The organism is Lysobacter antibioticus HS124 (assembly GCF_000336385.2).
Taxonomy (GTDB): Bacteria; Pseudomonadota; Gammaproteobacteria; order Xanthomonadales; family Xanthomonadaceae; genus Lysobacter; species Lysobacter firmicutimachus.
The window spans coordinates 1-18,170 of sequence record NZ_HG424481.1; the positions used below are offsets into that span (position 1 = coordinate 1).

Consider the following 18,170-nt stretch of genomic DNA (forward strand, 5'->3'; position numbering starts at 1 on the left):
GCTGCCCTGTAGGAGCGGCGTAAGCCGCGACCGCGCTGTTTCGGTCTCGCGGCGCCTGTCGTTCGAAGGCTGTGAAAACAAAGCTTCCGCCCGCAAGCGGGCGGGTAACTTTCTTTTGGCGCCCCAAAAGAAAGTCACCAAAGAAAAACGCATTTGCGCGAAGCTCCCCTGCGAGTTCGATGCTTGCGCCGGGATTTTTCGATAAGACATCCCTGTCTTATCGAAAAACGGCGCACGTCCTGTGCGCCGCCCTTCGGGTCTGCAATGGTTCTCGCGAGCTCGGTGCTGCGCCAAGCTCTTAACAGCAACAGCAGCAGGTGCTGTGCGGCCGGGGAAAGGCCCCAGTTGCCGCTCGCGCCCCACTGCGCTCAGGGCTTCTGATAAGTGACGAAAAAGCCTTGCAGGTCGCCGTTCTCGATGTACGGTTCGACGCTGACCACGTCGTAGCCGCGGGTGGTGAAGGCCTGGTGGGCGCGGCTCAGCGCGTTGGCGGCGCCCTGGTTGCGGAAGCCCCAGCTGGCGTCGACCCACAGGGTCACCGCGCGCAGGTTCTTGCTGACCGCCTCTTGCGCGACCTGGTCGGGGTTTTTGTCGAACAGGCCGGCCTGGGCCGGAGCGAGCGCGGACAAGGCGAGTACGAAAGCGAGCAGCAGGCGGTTCATGGGGGAAGTCTCCAGGGCAAGAGGAAGGCGTCGGGCCTAGTGCTCGGCGCCGCCGGCGAGGCGGCGGTCGGTGCGGGTGTCGAGGGCCGTGCGCAGCGCCACGCGCAGGCCCGCGGCGACGGTCTCGATCGACAGGCTCGGCGCGCCGGGATGGCGCGCGGCCTGGGCGGGAGCATACGGAATGTGGATGAAGCCGCCTCGAACGCCGGCGTGTTCGCGCAGCGCGTGCATCAGTCCGTAGAACACGTGATTGCAGACATAGGTGCCGGCGGTCTGCGAAATCTCGGCCGGGATCTCGGCGGCGAGCAGGGCCGCGCGCATGGCCTTGATCGGCAGGTCGCTGAAATAAGCCGCCGGGCCGCCCTCGACCACCGGCCGGTCGATCGGCTGCGCGCCGAGATTGTCGGGGATGCGCGCGTCGTCGACGTTGATCGCGACGCGTTCCAGCGCCAGCTGCGCGTGTCCGCCGGCCTGGCCGACGCACAAGACCAGGGCCGGCGCTGTCTGCTCGATCGCCGTGCGCAAGGCATCGAGCGAAGCGTCGAACGCGACCGGCAGGCAGCGGACGACGATGCGATGGCCGGCGAGCGTTTCGCCGTCGAGCCGGCGCACCGCGTCCCAGCTGGGGTTCTCGGTTTCGCCGCCGAACGGCGCGAAGCCGGTCAGCAGCACGCAGGGCAGGTCGGTCACCGGAAAGCGATCCAATACATCAGCAGGACATTGCAGCCCAGCAGGAGCAGACCGGTCGGCCACTGCGCGCGGATCACCCCGTACGGGTCCTTGAGTTCGAGCAGGGCCGCGGGCACCAGGTTGTAGTTGGCCGCCATCGGCGTCAGCAAGGTGCCGCAATAGCCCGAGAGCATGCCGATCGCGGCCAGCGATGCGGCGTCGGCGCCGTGCTGCTGGACCAGCAACGGCAAGGCGATACCGGCGGTCATGACCGGAAACGCGGCGAAGGCGTTGCCCATGATCACGGTGAACAAGGCCATGCCGACGGCGTAGGCGACCACGACCGCGAAGGCGTTGTCGACCGGGATCACGGCGCGCACGACGCCGGCCACCGCCTGGCCGACGCCGCCGGCTTCGAACACGCTGCCCAACGTCGCCAGCAGCAACGGCAGCAACGCGGCCCAACCGATCGCGTCGACCAGCCGGCGCGATTGTTCGATCCCGCTCCACGGCGTCTGCCGGGTCAGCCGGCAGGCGGCGATCAGGCCCGCCACGCAGGCCAGCGCCAGCGCGATCAGGGTCAGGTTGGCGGGGTCCAGCAACGGCGTTTGGCCGATGCGTACGTGCTTGAGGCCGAGCGCGCCGACCAGGGTCACCGTCGGGATCAGCAGTGCCGGCCAGAACAGGCGATTGCCCAGCCGCTGCGCCTCGGCCTGTTTGTAGTCGGCGTCGGTCTCGGCATAGGCGCCCTTGCCGAGCGCGCCGAACCCGGCCAGGGCCGCCAGTGCGACCACGCAGACGCCGACCGCGCGCACCGGCAGGTGCTCGGCGGCGACCATCAGCACGGCGATCAGGCCCCAGAACGCCGCCGTGCCCCAGCGCCGCGGGTTGGAGCGGTCGCGCGTGCCGCGCAGGGCCAGCGCGGCGAAATAGGCGCCCATCAGCCAGTAAACGAAGTCCAGGGTGAGCAGGCCGCCGGCGTCGTTGTGCGCAATCATGCCGGCGGCGCTCCCGGTTCGAGGTCCGCGGCGGCGCGTTGGCGCGTCAGCCGGCGTTCGAAGCGCAGGATGCGCACGACGTGGATGGCAAAGGCGCAGATCGCGGTCGGGATGCCCCACAAGGCGATCTGCAACGGGTCGAGCTGGAGCCCGTGCTCGGCGAAGAAACTCTGGATCAGCAGCACCGCGCCGAAGGCGATGAAGATGTCTTCGCCGAAGAACAGGCCGACGTTGTCGGTGCCGGCGGCCATGGCCCGGATTCGCTCGCGCTGGTCCGCATCGAGCGCGCCGTGGCGGCTTTCGGCGGCGCCTTCGGCCATCGGCGCCAGCAGCGGACGCACGGTCTGCGGATGGCCGCCGAGACTGGTCAGGCCGACCGCCGAGGCGAGCTGGCGCATCAGCAGATAAGCGATCAACAGGCGGCCCAGGGTCGCGCCGCGCAAACGTGCGATCCAGCGTTGCGCATGCTCCTTCAGCCCGTGGCGTTCGAGCAGGCCGATCACCGGCAGGGTCAGCAGGAACAGCAGCAGGAAGCGTTTCTCGGCGAAGGCCTTGCCGATCACGTCGAGCACGTCCAGCGGCGACAGGCCGGCGCTGAGTCCGGTGACGAAGCCGGCGGCGACCACGACCAGGGCCGGGTTCAATCGCAGCACGAAACCCAGCACCACGGCGGCGACGCCGAGCAGGGGCCAATAGTTCATTGCATCACCTCGCGGGCGGCGGCAGCGGGGGCGGGGAGTGTGGAACGGAGAGTGTGGAGCGGGAGGATCGGGAGCGTCGGCCGATGCGCATGCGGCTCAGGCCAGCGCCTGGATGCGCACGCCTTCGGCCAGCAGCGCCTCGCGCACGGCGCGGGCGAAGGCCGGCGCGTCGGCGCGGTCGCCGTGCAGGCACAGGGTGTCGGCGCGCAGGCGCAGCGGTCCCTCGGCGGTGTCGACTTCGCCGTCGAGAACCAGGCGGCGGACCTGGGCGATCGCCTGCGCCAGCGATTCGATCACCGCGCCGGGCCGGCCGCGCGGCAACAGGCGGCCGTTGCCGGCGTAACCGCGCTCGGCGAACACCTCGTGCGCGGCGCGCAGGCCGGCGCGTTCGGCGGCGTCGGTGAGTTGCGACCGGGCCAGCCCGTAGACGATCAGCTGCGGATCGAACGCGGCGACGGCGCCGACGATGGCCTCGGCGACGACGCGGTCGTCGGCGGCGAGGTTGTACAGCGCGCCGTGCGGCTTGACGTGGGTCAGGCGCACGCCCTCGTCGGCGGCGACCGCGCCGAGCCGGGCGAGCTGGCCGAGCATCAGCAGGCCGATCTCGTCGCGGTCCAGCGACAGCGTGCGGCGGCCGAAGTGTTCCGGATCGTCGTAGCCCGGATGCGCGCCGGCGGCGACGCCGTGTTCGCGGCACAGGCGCAGGGTCGCGCGCATGGTCGACTCGTCGCCGGCATGGCCGCCGCAGGCGATATTGGCCGAGCTGACGTAGGGCAGGATCGCCGTATCGTCGCCGCAGCCTTCGCCGAGGTCGCAATTGAAGTCGATGCGGTACTGCATGGCCTTGCCGCGGGGTTCGATGCGCGGCTAGTTGCGCTTGAACAGCAGGCCCAGGCCGACCGCGATCAGGATCGCCGGCCACCAGGTCAGCAGCAGCTTGGTCAGGCTGAGGTTGGTGAAGCCGAGGTTGTTGAGCAGGAACAGGGTGCCGATGACGATCAGGATCAGGGCGCCGACGACATGGGATTTCATTGCTGCGTTCTCGTGCTGATGCGGGGCGCCGGGCCCGGGGACGCATGCAGTCTAGTCGGGTTGGAGTAGGCGACCAAGAGGGCGCGGCGGATAGGGGACGCAGGCCGCAGATCGGTTGGGCGCGAGACGCGATGGGATCGATGGGGTTGCGTTTGTTGCGGTGCAATACGGCATCGATGTCGATGTCGATGGCGGACACGGCGGTGGCCGGAGATGCCTGACTTCGGCAATCGGTCCGTTGCCACGGCGGAGCGGGCGCATGCGTGCGCCGGCGTCGCGGCGCGATGGCGGCGCGAGAGATGGAGGCGGTAGGGCAAGCCCGTTGGTCGTCTTTTGAAAGGGGCGGGCTGCTGCGCGCTTGTTGAGCGCGCGGTTGCGCCGGGAGCATCCGCCCCCTCGGGATAAGGGGGCGGGCGCCTGCGCGAATCGGCGTCGTGGCGCGGCCGCTGCGCCGGGGATTCGCTCCGGCTCAGCGCGAGCCGTTGGCCGGGGCCGGCGCGGCCGTCGCCGCCGTCGTGGTGGACGCGGCGGTCGCCGCCGGCGCCATCCACAACTTGGTCTCCGGCGCGGTGCCGAGCATCTGCGCGCGCAGCAGCGGAATCGGCGGGCCGCCGTAGCTCAGGAACTGGTCGTGGAACGACTTCCACGCGCTGCGGCCGCCGCGCGATGCGGTCCAGTCTTCGCGCAACTGCTGGATCATCAGCTTGCCGAGGGTGTAGTTCAGATACGCCGGGTCGTAGGTGCCGCGCGCGGCCTGCTGGCGCGCGTTGCCCGGGTCCTGGAAGGCCTTGTCCTTGAACATCTGCTCGGACTCGGCCACGGTCATACCGCCGGTATGCAGGCCGATCGCGGACAGGTAGCGCACGTTGCGCAGCAGTGCGTTGGTCAGCTGGCCGATGTGGATCTCCGGCGTCGCGCCGTCCAGGCCGGCGTCGAACATCATCTCTTCGGTGTAGTGCGCCCAGCCCTCGGCGTAGGCGTAGCCGACGAACAACTGAGCGAACTTCCACTGCGAACGGTTGGCGTGCAGGAACTGCAGGAAATGCCCCGGCCAGACTTCGTGCGCCGAAGTGAACAGCAGGTCGGCCTTGCCCGGGACATACGCGTCCTGTTCGGCCTTGGGCCACTTCGGGTCCGGCGGGGCGATGTAGTACACCGAGGGCAGGTTCTTTTCGTACGGCCCCGGGATCTCGATGTAGGCGAAATTGTTGCGGTTGAACGGCGGCGCCTCTTCGACCTTGGCCTCCTCGGTGCCCGGAATCGTCACCAGGTCCTTGTCGACCAGGAACTGGCGCAGCCCGACCAGTTGCTTGCGCGCGCCCTCGACCGCGCCGCCGGCCGGCTTGTCGGCGTTGACCTGTTCGATGCACTCGGCGATCGGCTTGCCCTTGGCATAGGCCTCGCACGCGCTTTGCAGCGCAGCCAGGTTGCGCGCCAGGTCGGCTTCGCCGGCGGCCTTCAGCCGGTCCAGCGGCAGGTCCACGCCCTCGGTGGCCTTGAGCATCTTGGCGAACTTGTCCGCGCCCAGGGCGAAGTCCACCGGTGCCTGGCCCTTCTGCAGTTTCATGTGCTCGGCCAACTCCCGCAGCGCCACCGTGGCCATGGCGTTGGACTGCTTGAGCCGCAGTTGCAGCTTTTCGTCCTGGACCTCGGCGAAGATCTTCGGCACGTCCTTGTCGAAGAACTCGGCCATGCCGCCGAACACCGCGCTGCCGAGTTGGATGTAGGTGTCCGGCAGCGGCCCCTGCAGGTTGGCGCGGATCTGCGCGACCGCCTTGGGCAGGTTTTCCTGATAGGTCGCGAACGCGGCCATGCGCTGCTCCAGCGGCGCGTAGGGACGGGTCAGGTACATGCTCGGCGACAGGTCGCCCATGTAGAAGGCCGGGTTCTTGGTCGCGAAGCCGGAGTCTTCCAGCCAGAACAATTGGCCGTCGATCACCGCGCGCACGTAGTCGCGCTGGTAGCGCTGCGCGGGCGTGAGCCGGTCGTCGGCGAAGGCGGAGACGGCGTCGCGCTGCTGGTGCAGCCACTGTGCGGTGCGCTTCAGGCCTTCCGGCGAGAAGTCCGGCAGGCGGCCGTCGAATTCGTGCTTGCCGGCGTTCGCGCCCCAGGTCGGATAGCGCTCGAAGAAGCCCTGGATGAACTGGTCGACCGCGCTGTCCCAGGCGGCATCGGCCACGGCCGGCGCGGCGGCGCTGTCGGCGGGTTGGGAGGCGGGCGCGGGCGCGCCCTGTTTGCAGCCGGCGCTCAGCGCGGCGGCGACGCAGACGGACAACGACAGCAGACGCAGGGACGGCATGCGGAAACCTCCGGACAGCGATGGCGACGGGGCGGGGCGGCGCGCGGCGCGGAGCCGATCGCGACGATGTCGCCGATCCTCGCGGTTCCGGCTGCGGCGGCGATAGTGTCTTTTGCCCTAGGCGGATGCAGAATCCGGCACAGTTCCGGCACCGTTCCCGCGCGGTGTCGCCGCCGCAGCCGGCGGCGAACGCGGCGCGCGCCGGTTCAGCGACACCGTGGCCTCGCACACGCGGCCATGCCGCAAGAGTCGCGAACTGGCGAAAGCCTTCAGGCCAGGCGCGGGTTCAGTCGCGCAAGCGCGCATCCACGGCCACCCGTAAGCGCGCCAGGCGTTGCTGGCGCTCGCGCCAGGCCGCCGCGGCTTCGGCCGCATCGCAGGCGCGAAAGCGCAACGGCGCGTTCGGAGCGGCCTGGGCCAGGCGCGGCAGGTCGGCGGCGATGACGTGGCCGAGGCGGGCGTAGCCGCCGACGGTCTGCGCATCGGCCAGCAAGACGATCGGTTGTCCGTCCGGCGGCAATTGCACGGTGCCGGGCGCGACCGGCTCCGACACGCCGGCGGCGGCCGGCGCCGGCAGCGAGGCGCCGGCCAGGCGCAGGCCCTGGCGGTCGCTGGCCGCGGCCACGCTCCAGGCCTGCGCGGCGAAACGCGCCTGCGCCTCGGCCAGGGCCGGCGCGGGCAGGGCGCGGTAGCGGATCGGGGCCTGGGTCGGCGGATCGAACTCGGGGTCGATCCACCAGCGGCTCCAGCGCGGCGCCTCGGTCGCAGGCCCGCACTGTTCGCCGAGTGTCAGCCGGTCGCCGGCCTGCAGGGCGCGGCCGGCGTAGCCGCCGAAACCGCCGCGCAGGTCGGTGCTGCGGCTGCCGAGTACCGGCGGCGCGGCGAAGCCGCCGGCCACCGCCAGCCAGGCGCGCACGCCGCCGCGCAAACCGCCCAGGCGCAGTTCGCCGGGCGGCAGCTCGATCGGCCGCCCCATCGTCGCCGGCAAGGGCCGGGCATCGAAACGCAAATCCAGCGCCGCGCCCAGCCAGGCCAGACGCAGCGGCCGCAGCAGGCGCAAGTGCGGACCGTGCAAACACATCTCGAGCACGGCCTGGTTCTCGTCGTTGCCGACCAGGCGGTTGGCCAGCGCGGCCAAACCAGGGTCCAACGCGCCGCTGTGCGCCACGCCCAGGTGGCGCCAACCCGGCCGGCCCTGGTCCTGCAGGCTGCTGAGTGGGCCGGGCGCGAGCACTTCGATGGCGGCGGGGGCGCGGTTCATGGCCAGGCCGCCTGCGCGCGCAGGCGCTCGAACGCGTCGGCGTCGATCGGCACGAACCGCACCCGGTCGCCCGGCATGAGCAAGGTCGGCGCCGTCCGGGTGGCATCGAACAGGTTCAGCGGAGTACGCCCGAGCAGGCGCCAGCCGCCGGGGCCGGGACGCGGGTAGATCCCGGTCTGGGCGCCGCCGATGGCGACGCTGCCGGCCGCGACCGCCGTGCGCGGCGTGTTCAGGCGCGGCAGGGCCAGCCCCGGGTCGAGGCCGGACAAGTAGGGAAAACCGGGGGCGAAACCGATCATCGCGACCCGGTACTGCGCGCCGGCATGGCGCTGGATCAACTGCAACGGCGACAGTCCGAGTTCGGCCGCAGACGGCTCCAGGTCGGGGCCGTAGTCGCCGCCGTAGGCGACCGGAATTTCGACCAGGCATGCGTCGCCGACTGCGTCGTCGTCGCCGCCTTGGCGCGAGTGCCATTGCGCGTGCAGCCAATCCAGCGCGGCTTCGGCGTCGATCGCTTGCGCATCGAAGAACACCGCCAGGCTGGCGTAGGCCGGCACCACGTCGCGCAGCCACTGCGGCGGTTGCCGGCGCAGGCGGGCGACCAAGGCATGCACCTGGGCGTTGAGTGTGTCGTCGATGCGCTCGCCCAGGCGCAGCAGCCAGGCATCGTCGGCCAGCGGTTCGAACGCGATCGGCGGCATGGGCGGCGAGCCGGTCGCGGGCGTCACTCCGCCAGCGCGTCCTGCAGCCGGCGGATGCGTTGGACCAGGGTTTCCGGCGAATACGGCTGGGCGGTGGCCATGCCCCATACCGGCCGCGGCCAGGCGATGTCCTCGCGGTAGCGCGCGATCACGTGCACGTGCAACTGCGGCACCAGATTGCCGAGCGCGGCGACGTTGAGCTTGTGCGGCTTGAACGCGCCCTGCAGGGCGCGGCTGGTACGGGCGATTTCGCGGGTCAGCGCCTGCTGCTGAGCCTCGTCGAGATCGATCAGCTCGACCGCGCCGTCCACCCGCGGCACCAGGATCAGCCAGGGATGATTGGCGTCGTCCATCAGGCGCAGTTCGCACAATTCGAATTGCGCCACCGGATGGGTGTCGTCGGCCAGTTGCGGGTGCAGGTGCCAGGCGTTCATTTCAGCGTGTCTGCGAAGAAGTCGAGGGTCCGCCGCCAGGCCAGCGCGGCGCTGTCGGGGTCGTAGTCGGCGCGCTGGTCGCAGTTGAAGCCGTGGCCGGCGTCGTAAAGGTAGATCGGCGCGTTCGGCAGCGCCTGCCGGTGCTGTTCGATCGCTTCCGGCGGGATGCTGCCGTCGTGGCGGCCGAAGTGGAACGCGATCGGCGCCCGGGTCGCTTCGCCGAGGAAGGGCAGGGTGCGCGCGCCGTAGTAGCTGACCGCGGGCAGGCCGTGGCGGGTATTGGCCAGGAAGGCCAGCGAACCGCCCCAGCAGAAGCCGACCGCGCCGGTGCGCAGGCCCTCGCTCTGCAGCCGGTGCGCGGCGGCGCCGACGATGTCGCTGGCGCGGTCGAAGCCGACCGCGTTGCGCAGCTCGACCCCGCGCGCGGCCGCAGACTGGTCGTAGCCCAGTTCGACCCCGGTCTCGACCGGGTCGAACACGGCCGGCGCCAGCACGACGTAGCCGGCTTCGGCGAAGCGCTCGGCGACCGCGCGGATGTGCGCGTTGACGCCGAAGATCTCCTGGATCACCACCAGGCCGCCGCGCGGCACCCCGCTGGGGTCGGCGCGCCAGGCGCGGACCGGGCCGGCCGGGGTGTCGAGGTCGATCCACTGGGCCATGGGCCTTGCTCCTATGCGAATGAACCTTGGTTCGCGGCCAGTTTAGCCGCGGAGGCTATAATTCGCGCCCCCGGCGTCGCCGGATCCGGGCCGCCGGCCCGCCGCCCATCGGGCATCCTCGTTCAGGTCTCCGCGTTCATGTCTTCCGCCAGCGTTTCGCCCGCCAATCCCAAAGTCGGTTTCGTCAGCCTCGGTTGCCCCAAGGCCCTGGTCGATTCCGAGCGCATCCTCACCCAGCTGCGGGTCGAGGGCTACGACATCGTGCAGAGCTACGACGACGCCGACGTGGTGGTGGTCAACACCTGCGGCTTCATCGATTCGGCGGTGACCGAGTCGCTGGACGCGATCGGCGAGGCGATCGCCGAGAACGGCAAGGTGATCGTCACCGGTTGCCTGGGCAAGCGCTCGGAGCTGATCCGCGAGGCGCATCCGGACGTGCTGTCGATCAGTGGCCCGCAGGACTACGGCAGCGTGATGAGCGCGGTGCACGCGGCGCTGCCGCCCAGGCACGATCCGTTCATCGACCTGGTGCCGCGATCGGCTTCGCATCGGCTCGACGACGGCATCGGCATCAAGCTGACGCCGAAGCACTACGCCTATCTGAAGATTTCCGAAGGCTGCAATCATCGCTGCAGCTTCTGCATCATTCCCTCGATGCGCGGCGACCTGGTCTCGCGCCCGGTCGACGAGGTGCTGCGCGAAGCCGAGAAGTTGGCGATGGGCGGGGTCAAGGAGCTGCTGGTGATCTCGCAGGACACCTCGGCCTACGGCGTCGACCTGAAGTACGCCGCGCGCGAATGGCGCGGCAACAGCTACCAGACCCGGATGAAGGCGTTGTGCGAGGGTCTGGCCGAGCTGGGCATCTGGACCCGCCTGCACTACGTCTATCCGTACCCGCACGTGGACGAGATCATCCCGCTGATGGCGGAGAACGGCGCCCACGGCATGCCCAAGCTGCTGCCGTACCTGGACATCCCGTTCCAGCACGCCAGCCCGCGCGTGCTCAAGCTGATGAAGCGCCCCGGCGCGGTCGACAAGACCCTGGAGCGGATCCAGCGCTGGCGCTCGATCGCCCCGGACATCGCCATCCGCAGCACCTTCATCGTCGGTTTCCCGGGCGAGACCGAGGCCGAGTTCGAAGAACTGCTCGATTTCCTCGACGAAGCCCAACTCGACCGCGTCGGCGCCTTCGCCTATTCGCCGGTCGACGGCGCCCAGGCCAACGACTTGCCCGATCCGGTGGATGAAGAGGTCAAGCAAGAGCGCTTGGCCCGCTTCATGGAGCGGCAGGCGGAGATTTCCGCGGCCAAGCTCGAGGCCAAGGTCGGCAGCGTGCAGCGCTGTCTGGTCGACGCGATCGACGGCGATCTGGCGATCGCCCGCTCGATGGCCGACGCGCCGGAGATCGACGGCCTGGTGCAGATCCAGAACGGCCTGGAAGCGCAACTGCGCGTCGGCCAGTTCGTCGACGTCGAGATCATGGGCAGCGACGAGCACGATCTGTACGGCGAGGCGCTGCTGCCGGAGTGAGGGGGCGATGGCCGGGGCGGGAGCGACAGCGCTGTCGCTTTGCGCCGCGGCGACGCGGCAGGGGATTTGCGTGTCCGCCCCGGCGGGCGCGGCCGCGAAACCTCAGCGCAGCCCCAGCTTGCGCTTGCACAGGCGCAGATTCGTCCGCGCCGGACGGACGATGCTGAGCCGACGGTCGAGCAGCACCGGCGGCCAGCTGTCGGCGAGTTCGGCATCGTCGAGCGCGGCCTCTTCGGCGTACGGCTGCAGGGTGGCGAGGCATTCGCGATAACGGCCGTTGTGGTACTGGGTGATGGCCAGGTCGTTGCGGATATCGCCTTCGTCCTCCCAGCTCAGGGTGCGCCCGCATCGGCTCAGCACCGGCGCCAGGGTCGCCAGCGCCTGCGCGTAGCGCTTGCCGTCGTAGCTGTGCTTGAACGCGTCGCGAGTGCGGCGCAGACCGTCGCTGGCGCACTCGGGCGCGACTTTCAGATAGTCGGCATCGAAGCCGCCGTTGGCGCCGCAGTAGCGCTTGCACTCGGCCGGCGTCGTCATCGCCACGTCGATGCTTTCGCCGTTGTCGGCCAGGGTGATGCGGCATTCCGGCAGGTCGCCGTCGGCGGCGACCCGGCCGCGGCCGCGCTCGAGCGTGCCGCTGAGTTCGCAGTAATGGCCGACATTGACGGTGAGGATCTCGAACCGCTGCCGGCCGCTGCCGTCGGCGCTGATCTTCAGCGTGCCCCAGCCCTTGCCGGTGATGTACTCGCCCGGCGCCAGCGCGGTCCGCTCGGCCGCCGCCGCAGGAGCCAGGACCAGCGCGCTCAGCAGCGCGACGGCGAAAACGCGAGAGCGGGGAAGCAGGGGCATGAGCGGCATCCTTGGCCGGAGGGAGAGAGGGGATGGTAAGGCAGGGCGGCAGACAGGGGGGAAGCGGGAGCCGGGCGACGGCGCCGACAGGCGCGGGACTTCGAACCCCCAATCCCGCACCCTACACCGCCAAGCCCGCCGCATGGCCCGACGCCCACGCCCATTGGAAGTTGTAGCCGCCCAGCCAACCGGTGACGTCGAGCACTTCGCCGACGAAGTACAGGCCCGGCACGCGCTTGGACTGCATCGTGCTCGACGAGACTTCGTCGGTGTCGACGCCGCCGAGGGTGACTTCGGCGGTGCGGTAGCCTTCGGTGCCGCTCGCGACCAGCGGCCAATCGGACAGGGTCGCGGCCAACTGCTTCAGCTCCGGCGCGTTGTACTGCTTCATCGGCTTGTTCGCCAGCCAGAGCTCGCACAGCCGCTGGGCGAACCGCTTGGGCAGGGTTTCACCGAGCACGGTCTTGAGTTCGGCCGCCGGCCGCTGACGTTGCTGGGCGAGCAGCCAGTCCAGCGCGTCGCGGCCGGGCAACAGGTCCAGGCGCAGATCGTCGCCGGGCTGCCAGTAGGACGAGATCTGCAGGATCGCCGGGCCGCTGACGCCGCGGTGGGTGATCAGCATCTGGTTGCTGAAGGCTTGGCCGTTGCAACTCGCGGTCACCGGCAGGGCGACCCCGCTGAGGTCGTGCAAGCGTTCCTGGTGTTTGCCGCTGAGGGTCAGCGGCACCAGCCCGGCGCGGGTCGGCAGCACGCGGTGGCCGAAGCGGCGCGCCAGTTCGTAGCCGAAGCCGCTGGCGCCCATGCTCGGGATCGACAGCCCGCCGCTGGCCACCACCAAGGCCGGTGTGGCGACGTTGCCGTGCGCGGTGTGCAGGCGGAACGGCGCGTCGCCGCCGTCGCCGTGGTGCAGGGCGTCGATGCCGTGGCCGGTTTCGATCCGCACGCCGGCGGCCTGGCATTCGTCGACCAGCATTTTCACGATCAGCTTCGACGACAGATCGCAGAACAGCTGGCCGAGCTCTTTCTCGTGGTAGGCGATGCGGTGGCGCTCGACCATCGCGATGAAATCCCAGGGCGAATAGCGCGCCAGCGCCGACTTGCAGAAATGCGGATTGGCCGACAGGTAATTCGCCGGCGCGGTGCCGGTGTTGGTGAAATTGCAGCGCCCGCCGCCGGACATCAGGATCTTCTTGCCGACCTTGTTGGCGTGCTCCAGCACCAGCACGCGCTTGCCGCGCCGGCCGGCGGTCAGCGCGCACATCAAGCCGGCGGCGCCGCCGCCGACGATGACGGCGTCGTAACGCTCCGCCATCTCAGGCCGCCCGGGTTTCCGCGCCGTGGCGCACGGTCGGGGTCAGGCCGAGTTGGGCGCTGTCGGTGCTCAACGCGACCTCGCCGTCCTGGATCTGGCAGTCCAGGCGGAAGCTGCGCTGGACCAGCCCGGCCATGGCCTCGACGGCGTCGGCGTCGACGTCGAGCACGGTCAGGTTCTTCAGCCGGCGCAGGCCGGCGGCGTTCTTGTCCCACCAGATGTCGGCGGCGCGGCCGCCGTAGTTGACCACCACCACCTGGCGCGCGCGGCCGCAGGCCTTGCGGATGCGCGATTCGTCCGGCTGGCCGACGTCGATCCACAGCTCGATCTCGCCGCTGTAGTCGCGCAGGCTCAGTTCGGGTTCGTCCTCGCCGCTGAGCCCGGGACCGAACTCCAACCGCTCGTGTGCGTGCAGGGCGAAGGCGAGCACGCGCACCATCAAGCGTTGCTCGGTTTCGGACGGATGCTGGGCCAGGGTCAGGTTGTGGCCGGCGTAGTAGTGCCGGTCCATGTCGCTGACCTGCAGTTCGATTTTGACGATGGTGGCATTCGGCGCCATGGGCGGCCCTGCGGTAAAAACAGCGCGCATTCTAGGCGTTTGCGCGCACCGGCGTCGGTCGGCGCGATTCGGGCGCCCGGTCCGACCGGGCCGGCCGGGGGGCGATTCGGACGGAGCGGCCTGAACGGCGCTGCCCGGCCGGTTTCGATCGGGCAGTTCGCGCAGCGAGCCGGCGGGCCGGGGACGGCTGCAGGTAGGGCCGCGAAGTGCGCGATCATGCGCGCATGCCGATGCCCCGGACCGACCCGCTTGCCGACTCCGCGGCGCCCAGCCGCCTGCAATTGCCCCCTGGGGCGTGGGCGACCTTGCTGGACGGCTTGTGCGCGCGGTTTCCGGCGATCGGCCGCGAGCGCTGGCTGGACCGCTTCGCCCGCGGCCGCGTGCTCGATGCGCAGGGGCGCGCGCTGGCCGCATCGACGCCGTATCGCGTCGGCATGGAGGTCCGCTACTTCCGCGAAGTCGCCGACGAGGCGCGGGTTCCGTTCGAGGAGCGCATCGTGCATGCCGACGCCCGCTTGCTGGTGGTCGACAAGCCGCATTTCCTGGCGGTGGCGCCGGCCGGCCGGCATGTCGCCGAGACCTTGCTGGGGCGGTTGCAGCGGCGCTACGGCGAGCCGGGTTTGGCGCCGTTGCATCGGCTCGACGCGGCCACCGCCGGGTTGGTGCTGTTCTCGCGCGATCCGGCCAGCCGCGACGCCTATCAGGCCTTGTTCCGCGAGCGGCGCATCCGCAAGCGCTATGAGGCGCTGGCGCCGCCGTTGCCGGAGCGTGCGTTCCCGCTGTTGCGGCGCTCGCGCATCGTTCCCGGTGAGCCGTTCTTTCTGATGCGCGAGGCCGAGGGCGAGCCGAACAGCGAGACCCGGATCGAGGTGATGGAGCGCAGCGAATCGGTCTGGCGCTATGCGCTGGAACCGGTCACCGGACGCAAACATCAACTGCGCGTGCACCTGGCCGCGCTGGGCGCGCCGATCCTCGGCGACCGGTTCTACCCGCTGGCGCCGCAGGCGCCGGACGATTACGCGCGGCCGTTGAAGCTGCTGGCGCGTTCGCTGCAGTTCGTCGACCCGCTGGACGGCCGCGAACGCCGCTACGACAGCGGCCTGAGCCTGTAGGCCTGTTGTAGGAGCGGCGTGGGCCGCGCCGCGGGCACGCGGAACCCGCACGGCCTGGGTGATCGCAACGAAGACCGAAACAGACGCCCCTGTCGAGCGCCGCAAGCCGCGGCTGCGGAGCCCCGGTCTCGCGTCTTAACCACCGTGCCGAACGCAGCGGTCAGCGCATGCAGTCTGGTGGCTGCTCGTCGAGCCATGGTCGGCGAGCAGTCGAGACAGCGCGGTCGCGGCTTGCGCCGCTGCTACCTCTCGGGTTTCGCGCTCACACCCACTCGCGCGAGGGCAGGGTGTAGCGCCTTTGCGGGCGGCCGATCAGGTCGAGGAAATTGTTGAACACCGCGTCGGCGCGCGTCTGCATGCCGTGGATGTGCTCGACGGTGCGGGCGCGGATCGCCTCTTCGCTGGTGTCGTGGCCGAGTTCGGCCAGCTCTTGGCGATAGACCGGGTTGGCCAGCCAGCGCTCGATCAGCGGCACGTCCATTTCCAGGTGGAACTGGAAGCCGTAGGCGTTGTCGCCCCAGCGGAAAGCCTGTTGTTCGCAGCTGTCCGTGCGCGCCAGGTGCTGGGCGCCGTTGGGAATCTCGAAGCTGTAGCGGTGCCACTGGAACACCGGCGCGGTACCGGCCAGCGGTGCCAGCACCGGATCGGCGGCGCCGGCCGCGGTGGTTTGCATCGGATACCAGCCGATTTCCGGGCGGTGGTGCTTGCGCACCGGCGCGCCGAGCACGTGGGCCAGCAATTGTGCGCCCAGGCAGATCCCCAGCACCGGCTTGCCCTGTTCGAGCATGCGTTCGATCGCCAGCAGCTCGGTGCGCAGATGCGGCCGCGCGGCCTGGTCTTCGACGTTCATCGGCCCGCCCAGCACGATCAGGCCGCGGTAGCGGTCGACGTTGGGCTGGGCCTCGGGATGGCGGTCGAAATTAGCGAAGCGGATGCGGTGGCCGCGGCGGCGGATCAGCGGGTCGAGCGTGCCCAGCGGCTCGGCGGCGACGTGTTGGAAGACCAGAATGCGGGACATGAGCGGCGGCGTTGCGGCTTACGCCTGCGACTATGCCAAACGCGGCGCGCGCTGTGGGGCGCTAGGCTTATGACTTCTGGTTTGGGGCACGGGGGAGGCCGGGTCGCGCGGACACGCAGCGACCGGCCGATTCGCTCCCCGGCCCGAACGCTTGCGTTTGGGCGTTCGGTGGCGCGCGAGCGCGCCCCCATCACCCGGCTTGCGGGGGAGGGGGCGGGGGAGGGCGGCGACCAGCCTCAGCGCGGACCGCGCGGCTTGAACGGCTTGCGCGGGCCGGCGCCGTGCGGCTTGGGACCGCCCGGACGCGCGCCGTGCGGACGGAACGCGCCGGGGCGAGCGCGGCCGCGGCCGCCTTCGGCGTCGCCCGGGCCGGCGCGCTGGATGCGCAGCGGCTGACCGGCGACGCGCACCTTCTTCAGGTGCTCCATCAGCTCGCGCGGCATGCCCTCGGGCAGGTCGACCAGGGTGTACTCGTCGCGGATGTCGATGCGGCCGATGTAGCGGCTCTCCAGGTCGGCTTCGTTGGCGATCGCGCCGACGATGTTGCCGGGCTGCACGCCGTGGGCGTGGCCGACTTCGATCCGGAAGGTCTCCATGCCGACCTCGGCCTCGCGCGGCGCGCGCTCGTGGCTGCGCTCGGGCGCGCGCTCGTGGCGCGGCGCCGGCGCGTCGTCGTCGAACATCGACTCGGCGGCGTTGAGCGGGCGCTCGGACGATGCGCCCGGCATCGGCGGGGTGTACTGGCGCTGCTCGTGGCGATGCCCGCCGCGCTCCTCGTCGTGACGGGACGGACGGGCTTCGTCGCGCGCCGGGCGCTCGAACTTGTCGCGGCGATGCGCGCCGGAATTGGACGCGTTGTCGCGCTCGATGAACTTGCGCGTGGCCTGGCCGCGGTGTTCGCGCGGCCCATCGCGTTCGGCGTAGCGCGGCTGCGCCGCCGGCGGGGCCAGCAACAGCGGGTTCTCGCCCTGCACCAGCTTGGCCAGGGCCGCGGCGATCTCCACCGCCGGCACGTTCTTCTCGCGCTCGTAGCGTTCGACCAGATCGCGGAACAGGCCCAGCTCCTGGCTTTCCAGCGCCTCGCTGATGCGGCCGAGGAAGCGCGAGACGCGCTGCTCGTTGACCGTCTCCACGCTCGGCAGCTCCATCGGCTCGATCGGCTGGCGGGTGGCGCGCTCGATCGCGCGCAGCATGCCGCGCTCGCGCGGGGTCACGAAGAGGATCGCCTCGCCCTTGCGCCCGGCGCGGCCGGTGCGGCCGATGCGGTGGACGTAGCTTTCGGTGTCGTAGGGAATGTCGTAGTTCAGCACGTGGCTGATCCGCTCCACGTCCAGGCCGCGCGCGGCCACGTCGGTGGCGACCAGGACGTCGATCTTGCCGTCCTTGAGGTTCTGAATGGTCTTCTCGCGCTGCGCCTGCTGCACGTCGCCGTTGATCGCCGCGGCCGAGATGCCGCGCGCCGACAGCTTCTCGGCCAGCTCCTCGGTGCCGAGCTTGGTGCGCGAGAACACGATCATCGCGTCGAAGGTTTCGGCTTCGAGGATGCGGGTCAGCGCGTCGAGCTTGTGCACGCCGCTGACCGACCAGTAGCGCTGGCGGATGTTGGCCGAGGTGGTGGTCTTGGCCTTGATCGCGACTTCGACCGGTTCCTTGAGATAAGTCTGGGCGATGCGCTTGATCTGCGGCGGCATGGTCGCCGAGAACAGCGCCACCTGGCGCGTTTCCGGGGTCTTCTTCAGCACCGCCTCGACATCGTCGATGAAGCCCATGCGCAGCATCTCGTCGGCTTCGTCCAGGACCAGGCAGCGCAGCTGCGACAGGTCCAGCGAGCCGCGCTCGAGATGGTCGATGACCCGGCCGGGGGTGCCGACCACGACCTGCACGCCGCGCTTGAGCGCTTGCAGCTGCGGGTAATAGCTCTGGCCGCCGTAGATCGGCAGCACGTGGAAACCGGGCAGGTGGGTGGCGTACTTCTGGAACGCCTCGGCGACCTGGATCGCCAGCTCGCGGGTCGGCGCCAGCACCAGCGCCTGCGGGCGGGCCTGGGCCGGGTCGATCGCGGCCAGGATCGGCAGCGCGAACGCGGCGGTCTTGCCGGTGCCGGTCTGGGCCTGGCCGAGCACGTCGCGGCCTTCCAGCAGCGGCGGAATGGTGGCGGCCTGGATCGGCGAAGGCGACTCGTAGCCGACGTCGGCGAGCGCGCGCAGCAGCGTCTCCGGCAGGGCGAGGTCGGTGAATTTGGGCGTTTCGGGGGCGGTATTGGGCGTGTCGGCGCTCATGTCGAGGCTCTAGCAGCGCCGGCGAGGCCGGTCGGGAGACCCACCAGTCTACCTGTATGCGGGTGGAGCTTCGGCTCGGCCGCGCGCCGGGCGACGTG

General features: G+C 70.5%; 19 protein-coding genes. 3 read left to right on the forward strand and 16 right to left on the reverse strand.

What is annotated here, in order from left to right:
• On the forward strand, positions 1-205 hold a 205-nt coding region (locus TX83_RS23655; RefSeq protein ID WP_222423737.1), incomplete at its 5' end, for a hypothetical protein.
• A gap of 163 nt (positions 206-368) precedes the next feature.
• Here TX83_RS23655 and TX83_RS08325 read toward each other — a convergent pair.
• From TX83_RS08325 to TX83_RS08375, 11 genes are all read right to left on the reverse strand, one after another.
• On the reverse strand, positions 369-662 hold the full coding sequence (locus TX83_RS08325) for a hypothetical protein (RefSeq protein WP_064747494.1): 294 nt from the start codon (positions 660-662) through the stop codon (positions 369-371).
• 36 nt (positions 663-698) lie between these two features.
• Positions 699-1,352, reverse strand: coding sequence for a pyroglutamyl-peptidase I (pcp, locus tag TX83_RS08330; protein ID WP_222423738.1), 654 nt, complete (start codon positions 1,350-1,352; stop codon positions 699-701).
• Positions 1,349-2,329, reverse strand: a complete 981-nt coding sequence (locus TX83_RS08335; protein ID WP_064747495.1) for a DUF979 domain-containing protein — start codon at positions 2,327-2,329, stop codon at positions 1,349-1,351. The genes pcp and TX83_RS08335 overlap by 4 nt, the downstream gene beginning before the upstream one ends.
• Positions 2,326-3,030, reverse strand: a complete 705-nt coding sequence (locus TX83_RS08340) for a DUF969 domain-containing protein (protein ID WP_064747496.1) — start codon at positions 3,028-3,030, stop codon at positions 2,326-2,328. The genes TX83_RS08335 and TX83_RS08340 overlap by 4 nt, the downstream gene beginning before the upstream one ends.
• 96 nt (positions 3,031-3,126) lie before the next feature.
• The gene (locus tag TX83_RS08345) at positions 3,127-3,870 is read right to left on the reverse strand and encodes a LamB/YcsF family protein (protein WP_064747497.1); all 744 of its coding nucleotides are present in this window, start codon (positions 3,868-3,870) and stop codon (positions 3,127-3,129) included.
• Positions 3,871-3,897: 27 nt separating this feature from the next.
• On the reverse strand, positions 3,898-4,062 hold the full coding sequence (locus tag TX83_RS23270) for a LiaI-LiaF-like domain-containing protein (protein ID WP_087960695.1): 165 nt from the start codon (positions 4,060-4,062) through the stop codon (positions 3,898-3,900).
• Between the two features lie 469 nt (positions 4,063-4,531).
• On the reverse strand, positions 4,532-6,361 hold the full coding sequence (locus tag TX83_RS08355; protein WP_064747498.1) for a DUF885 domain-containing protein: 1,830 nt from the start codon (positions 6,359-6,361) through the stop codon (positions 4,532-4,534).
• A gap of 286 nt (positions 6,362-6,647) precedes the next feature.
• A complete protein-coding gene (locus TX83_RS08360; protein ID WP_064747499.1) occupies positions 6,648-7,622 on the reverse strand; it encodes a biotin-dependent carboxyltransferase family protein in 975 nt (324 codons plus the stop codon).
• Positions 7,619-8,323: a 5-oxoprolinase subunit PxpB gene (gene pxpB, locus TX83_RS08365; RefSeq protein WP_064747516.1), complete on the reverse strand. Its 705-nt coding sequence runs from the start codon at positions 8,321-8,323 to the stop codon at positions 7,619-7,621. Before pxpB ends, TX83_RS08360 begins: the two co-directional genes overlap by 4 nt.
• Positions 8,324-8,346: 23 nt before the next feature.
• On the reverse strand, positions 8,347-8,757 hold the full coding sequence (locus tag TX83_RS08370; protein ID WP_064747500.1) for an HIT domain-containing protein: 411 nt from the start codon (positions 8,755-8,757) through the stop codon (positions 8,347-8,349).
• Positions 8,754-9,416, reverse strand: coding sequence for a dienelactone hydrolase family protein (locus TX83_RS08375; RefSeq protein ID WP_064747501.1), 663 nt, complete (start codon positions 9,414-9,416; stop codon positions 8,754-8,756). The genes TX83_RS08370 and TX83_RS08375 overlap by 4 nt, the downstream gene beginning before the upstream one ends.
• A 138-nt stretch (positions 9,417-9,554) precedes the next feature.
• On the opposite strand from TX83_RS08375, the gene rimO reads away from it, so the two are divergent.
• On the forward strand, positions 9,555-10,946 hold the full coding sequence (rimO, locus tag TX83_RS08380) for a 30S ribosomal protein S12 methylthiotransferase RimO (RefSeq protein ID WP_064747502.1): 1,392 nt from the start codon (positions 9,555-9,557) through the stop codon (positions 10,944-10,946).
• 102 nt (positions 10,947-11,048) lie between these two features.
• Here rimO and TX83_RS08385 read toward each other — a convergent pair whose 3' ends face one another.
• The 3 genes from TX83_RS08385 to TX83_RS08395 all read right to left on the reverse strand — a co-directional run bounded on the left by TX83_RS08385 (position 11,049) and on the right by TX83_RS08395 (position 13,663).
• Positions 11,049-11,792 carry a hypothetical protein gene (locus TX83_RS08385; RefSeq protein ID WP_141233422.1) on the reverse strand — a complete coding sequence of 248 codons (744 nt, stop codon included), beginning with the start codon at positions 11,790-11,792 and terminating at the stop codon, positions 11,049-11,051.
• Between the two features lie 121 nt (positions 11,793-11,913).
• On the reverse strand, positions 11,914-13,104 hold the full coding sequence (locus TX83_RS08390) for an NAD(P)/FAD-dependent oxidoreductase (protein ID WP_064747503.1): 1,191 nt from the start codon (positions 13,102-13,104) through the stop codon (positions 11,914-11,916).
• A gap of 1 nt (position 13,105) precedes the next feature.
• The gene (locus tag TX83_RS08395; protein ID WP_064747504.1) at positions 13,106-13,663 is read right to left on the reverse strand and encodes a YaeQ family protein; all 558 of its coding nucleotides are present in this window, start codon (positions 13,661-13,663) and stop codon (positions 13,106-13,108) included.
• Between the two features lie 230 nt (positions 13,664-13,893).
• On the opposite strand from TX83_RS08395, the gene TX83_RS08400 reads away from it, so the two are divergent.
• Positions 13,894-14,775 (forward strand): pseudouridine synthase, encoded by an 882-nt coding sequence (locus TX83_RS08400; RefSeq protein WP_064747518.1) that lies wholly within the window; start codon positions 13,894-13,896, stop codon positions 14,773-14,775.
• 262 nt (positions 14,776-15,037) lie between these two features.
• On the opposite strand, the gene TX83_RS08405 is transcribed toward TX83_RS08400, so the two are convergent.
• Positions 15,038-15,793 carry a type 1 glutamine amidotransferase gene (locus tag TX83_RS08405; protein WP_064747505.1) on the reverse strand — a complete coding sequence of 252 codons (756 nt, stop codon included), beginning with the start codon at positions 15,791-15,793 and terminating at the stop codon, positions 15,038-15,040.
• Between the two features lie 236 nt (positions 15,794-16,029).
• The gene (locus TX83_RS08410; RefSeq protein ID WP_064747506.1) at positions 16,030-18,072 is read right to left on the reverse strand and encodes a DEAD/DEAH box helicase; all 2,043 of its coding nucleotides are present in this window, start codon (positions 18,070-18,072) and stop codon (positions 16,030-16,032) included.
• Positions 18,073-18,170: the final 98 nt, after the last annotated feature.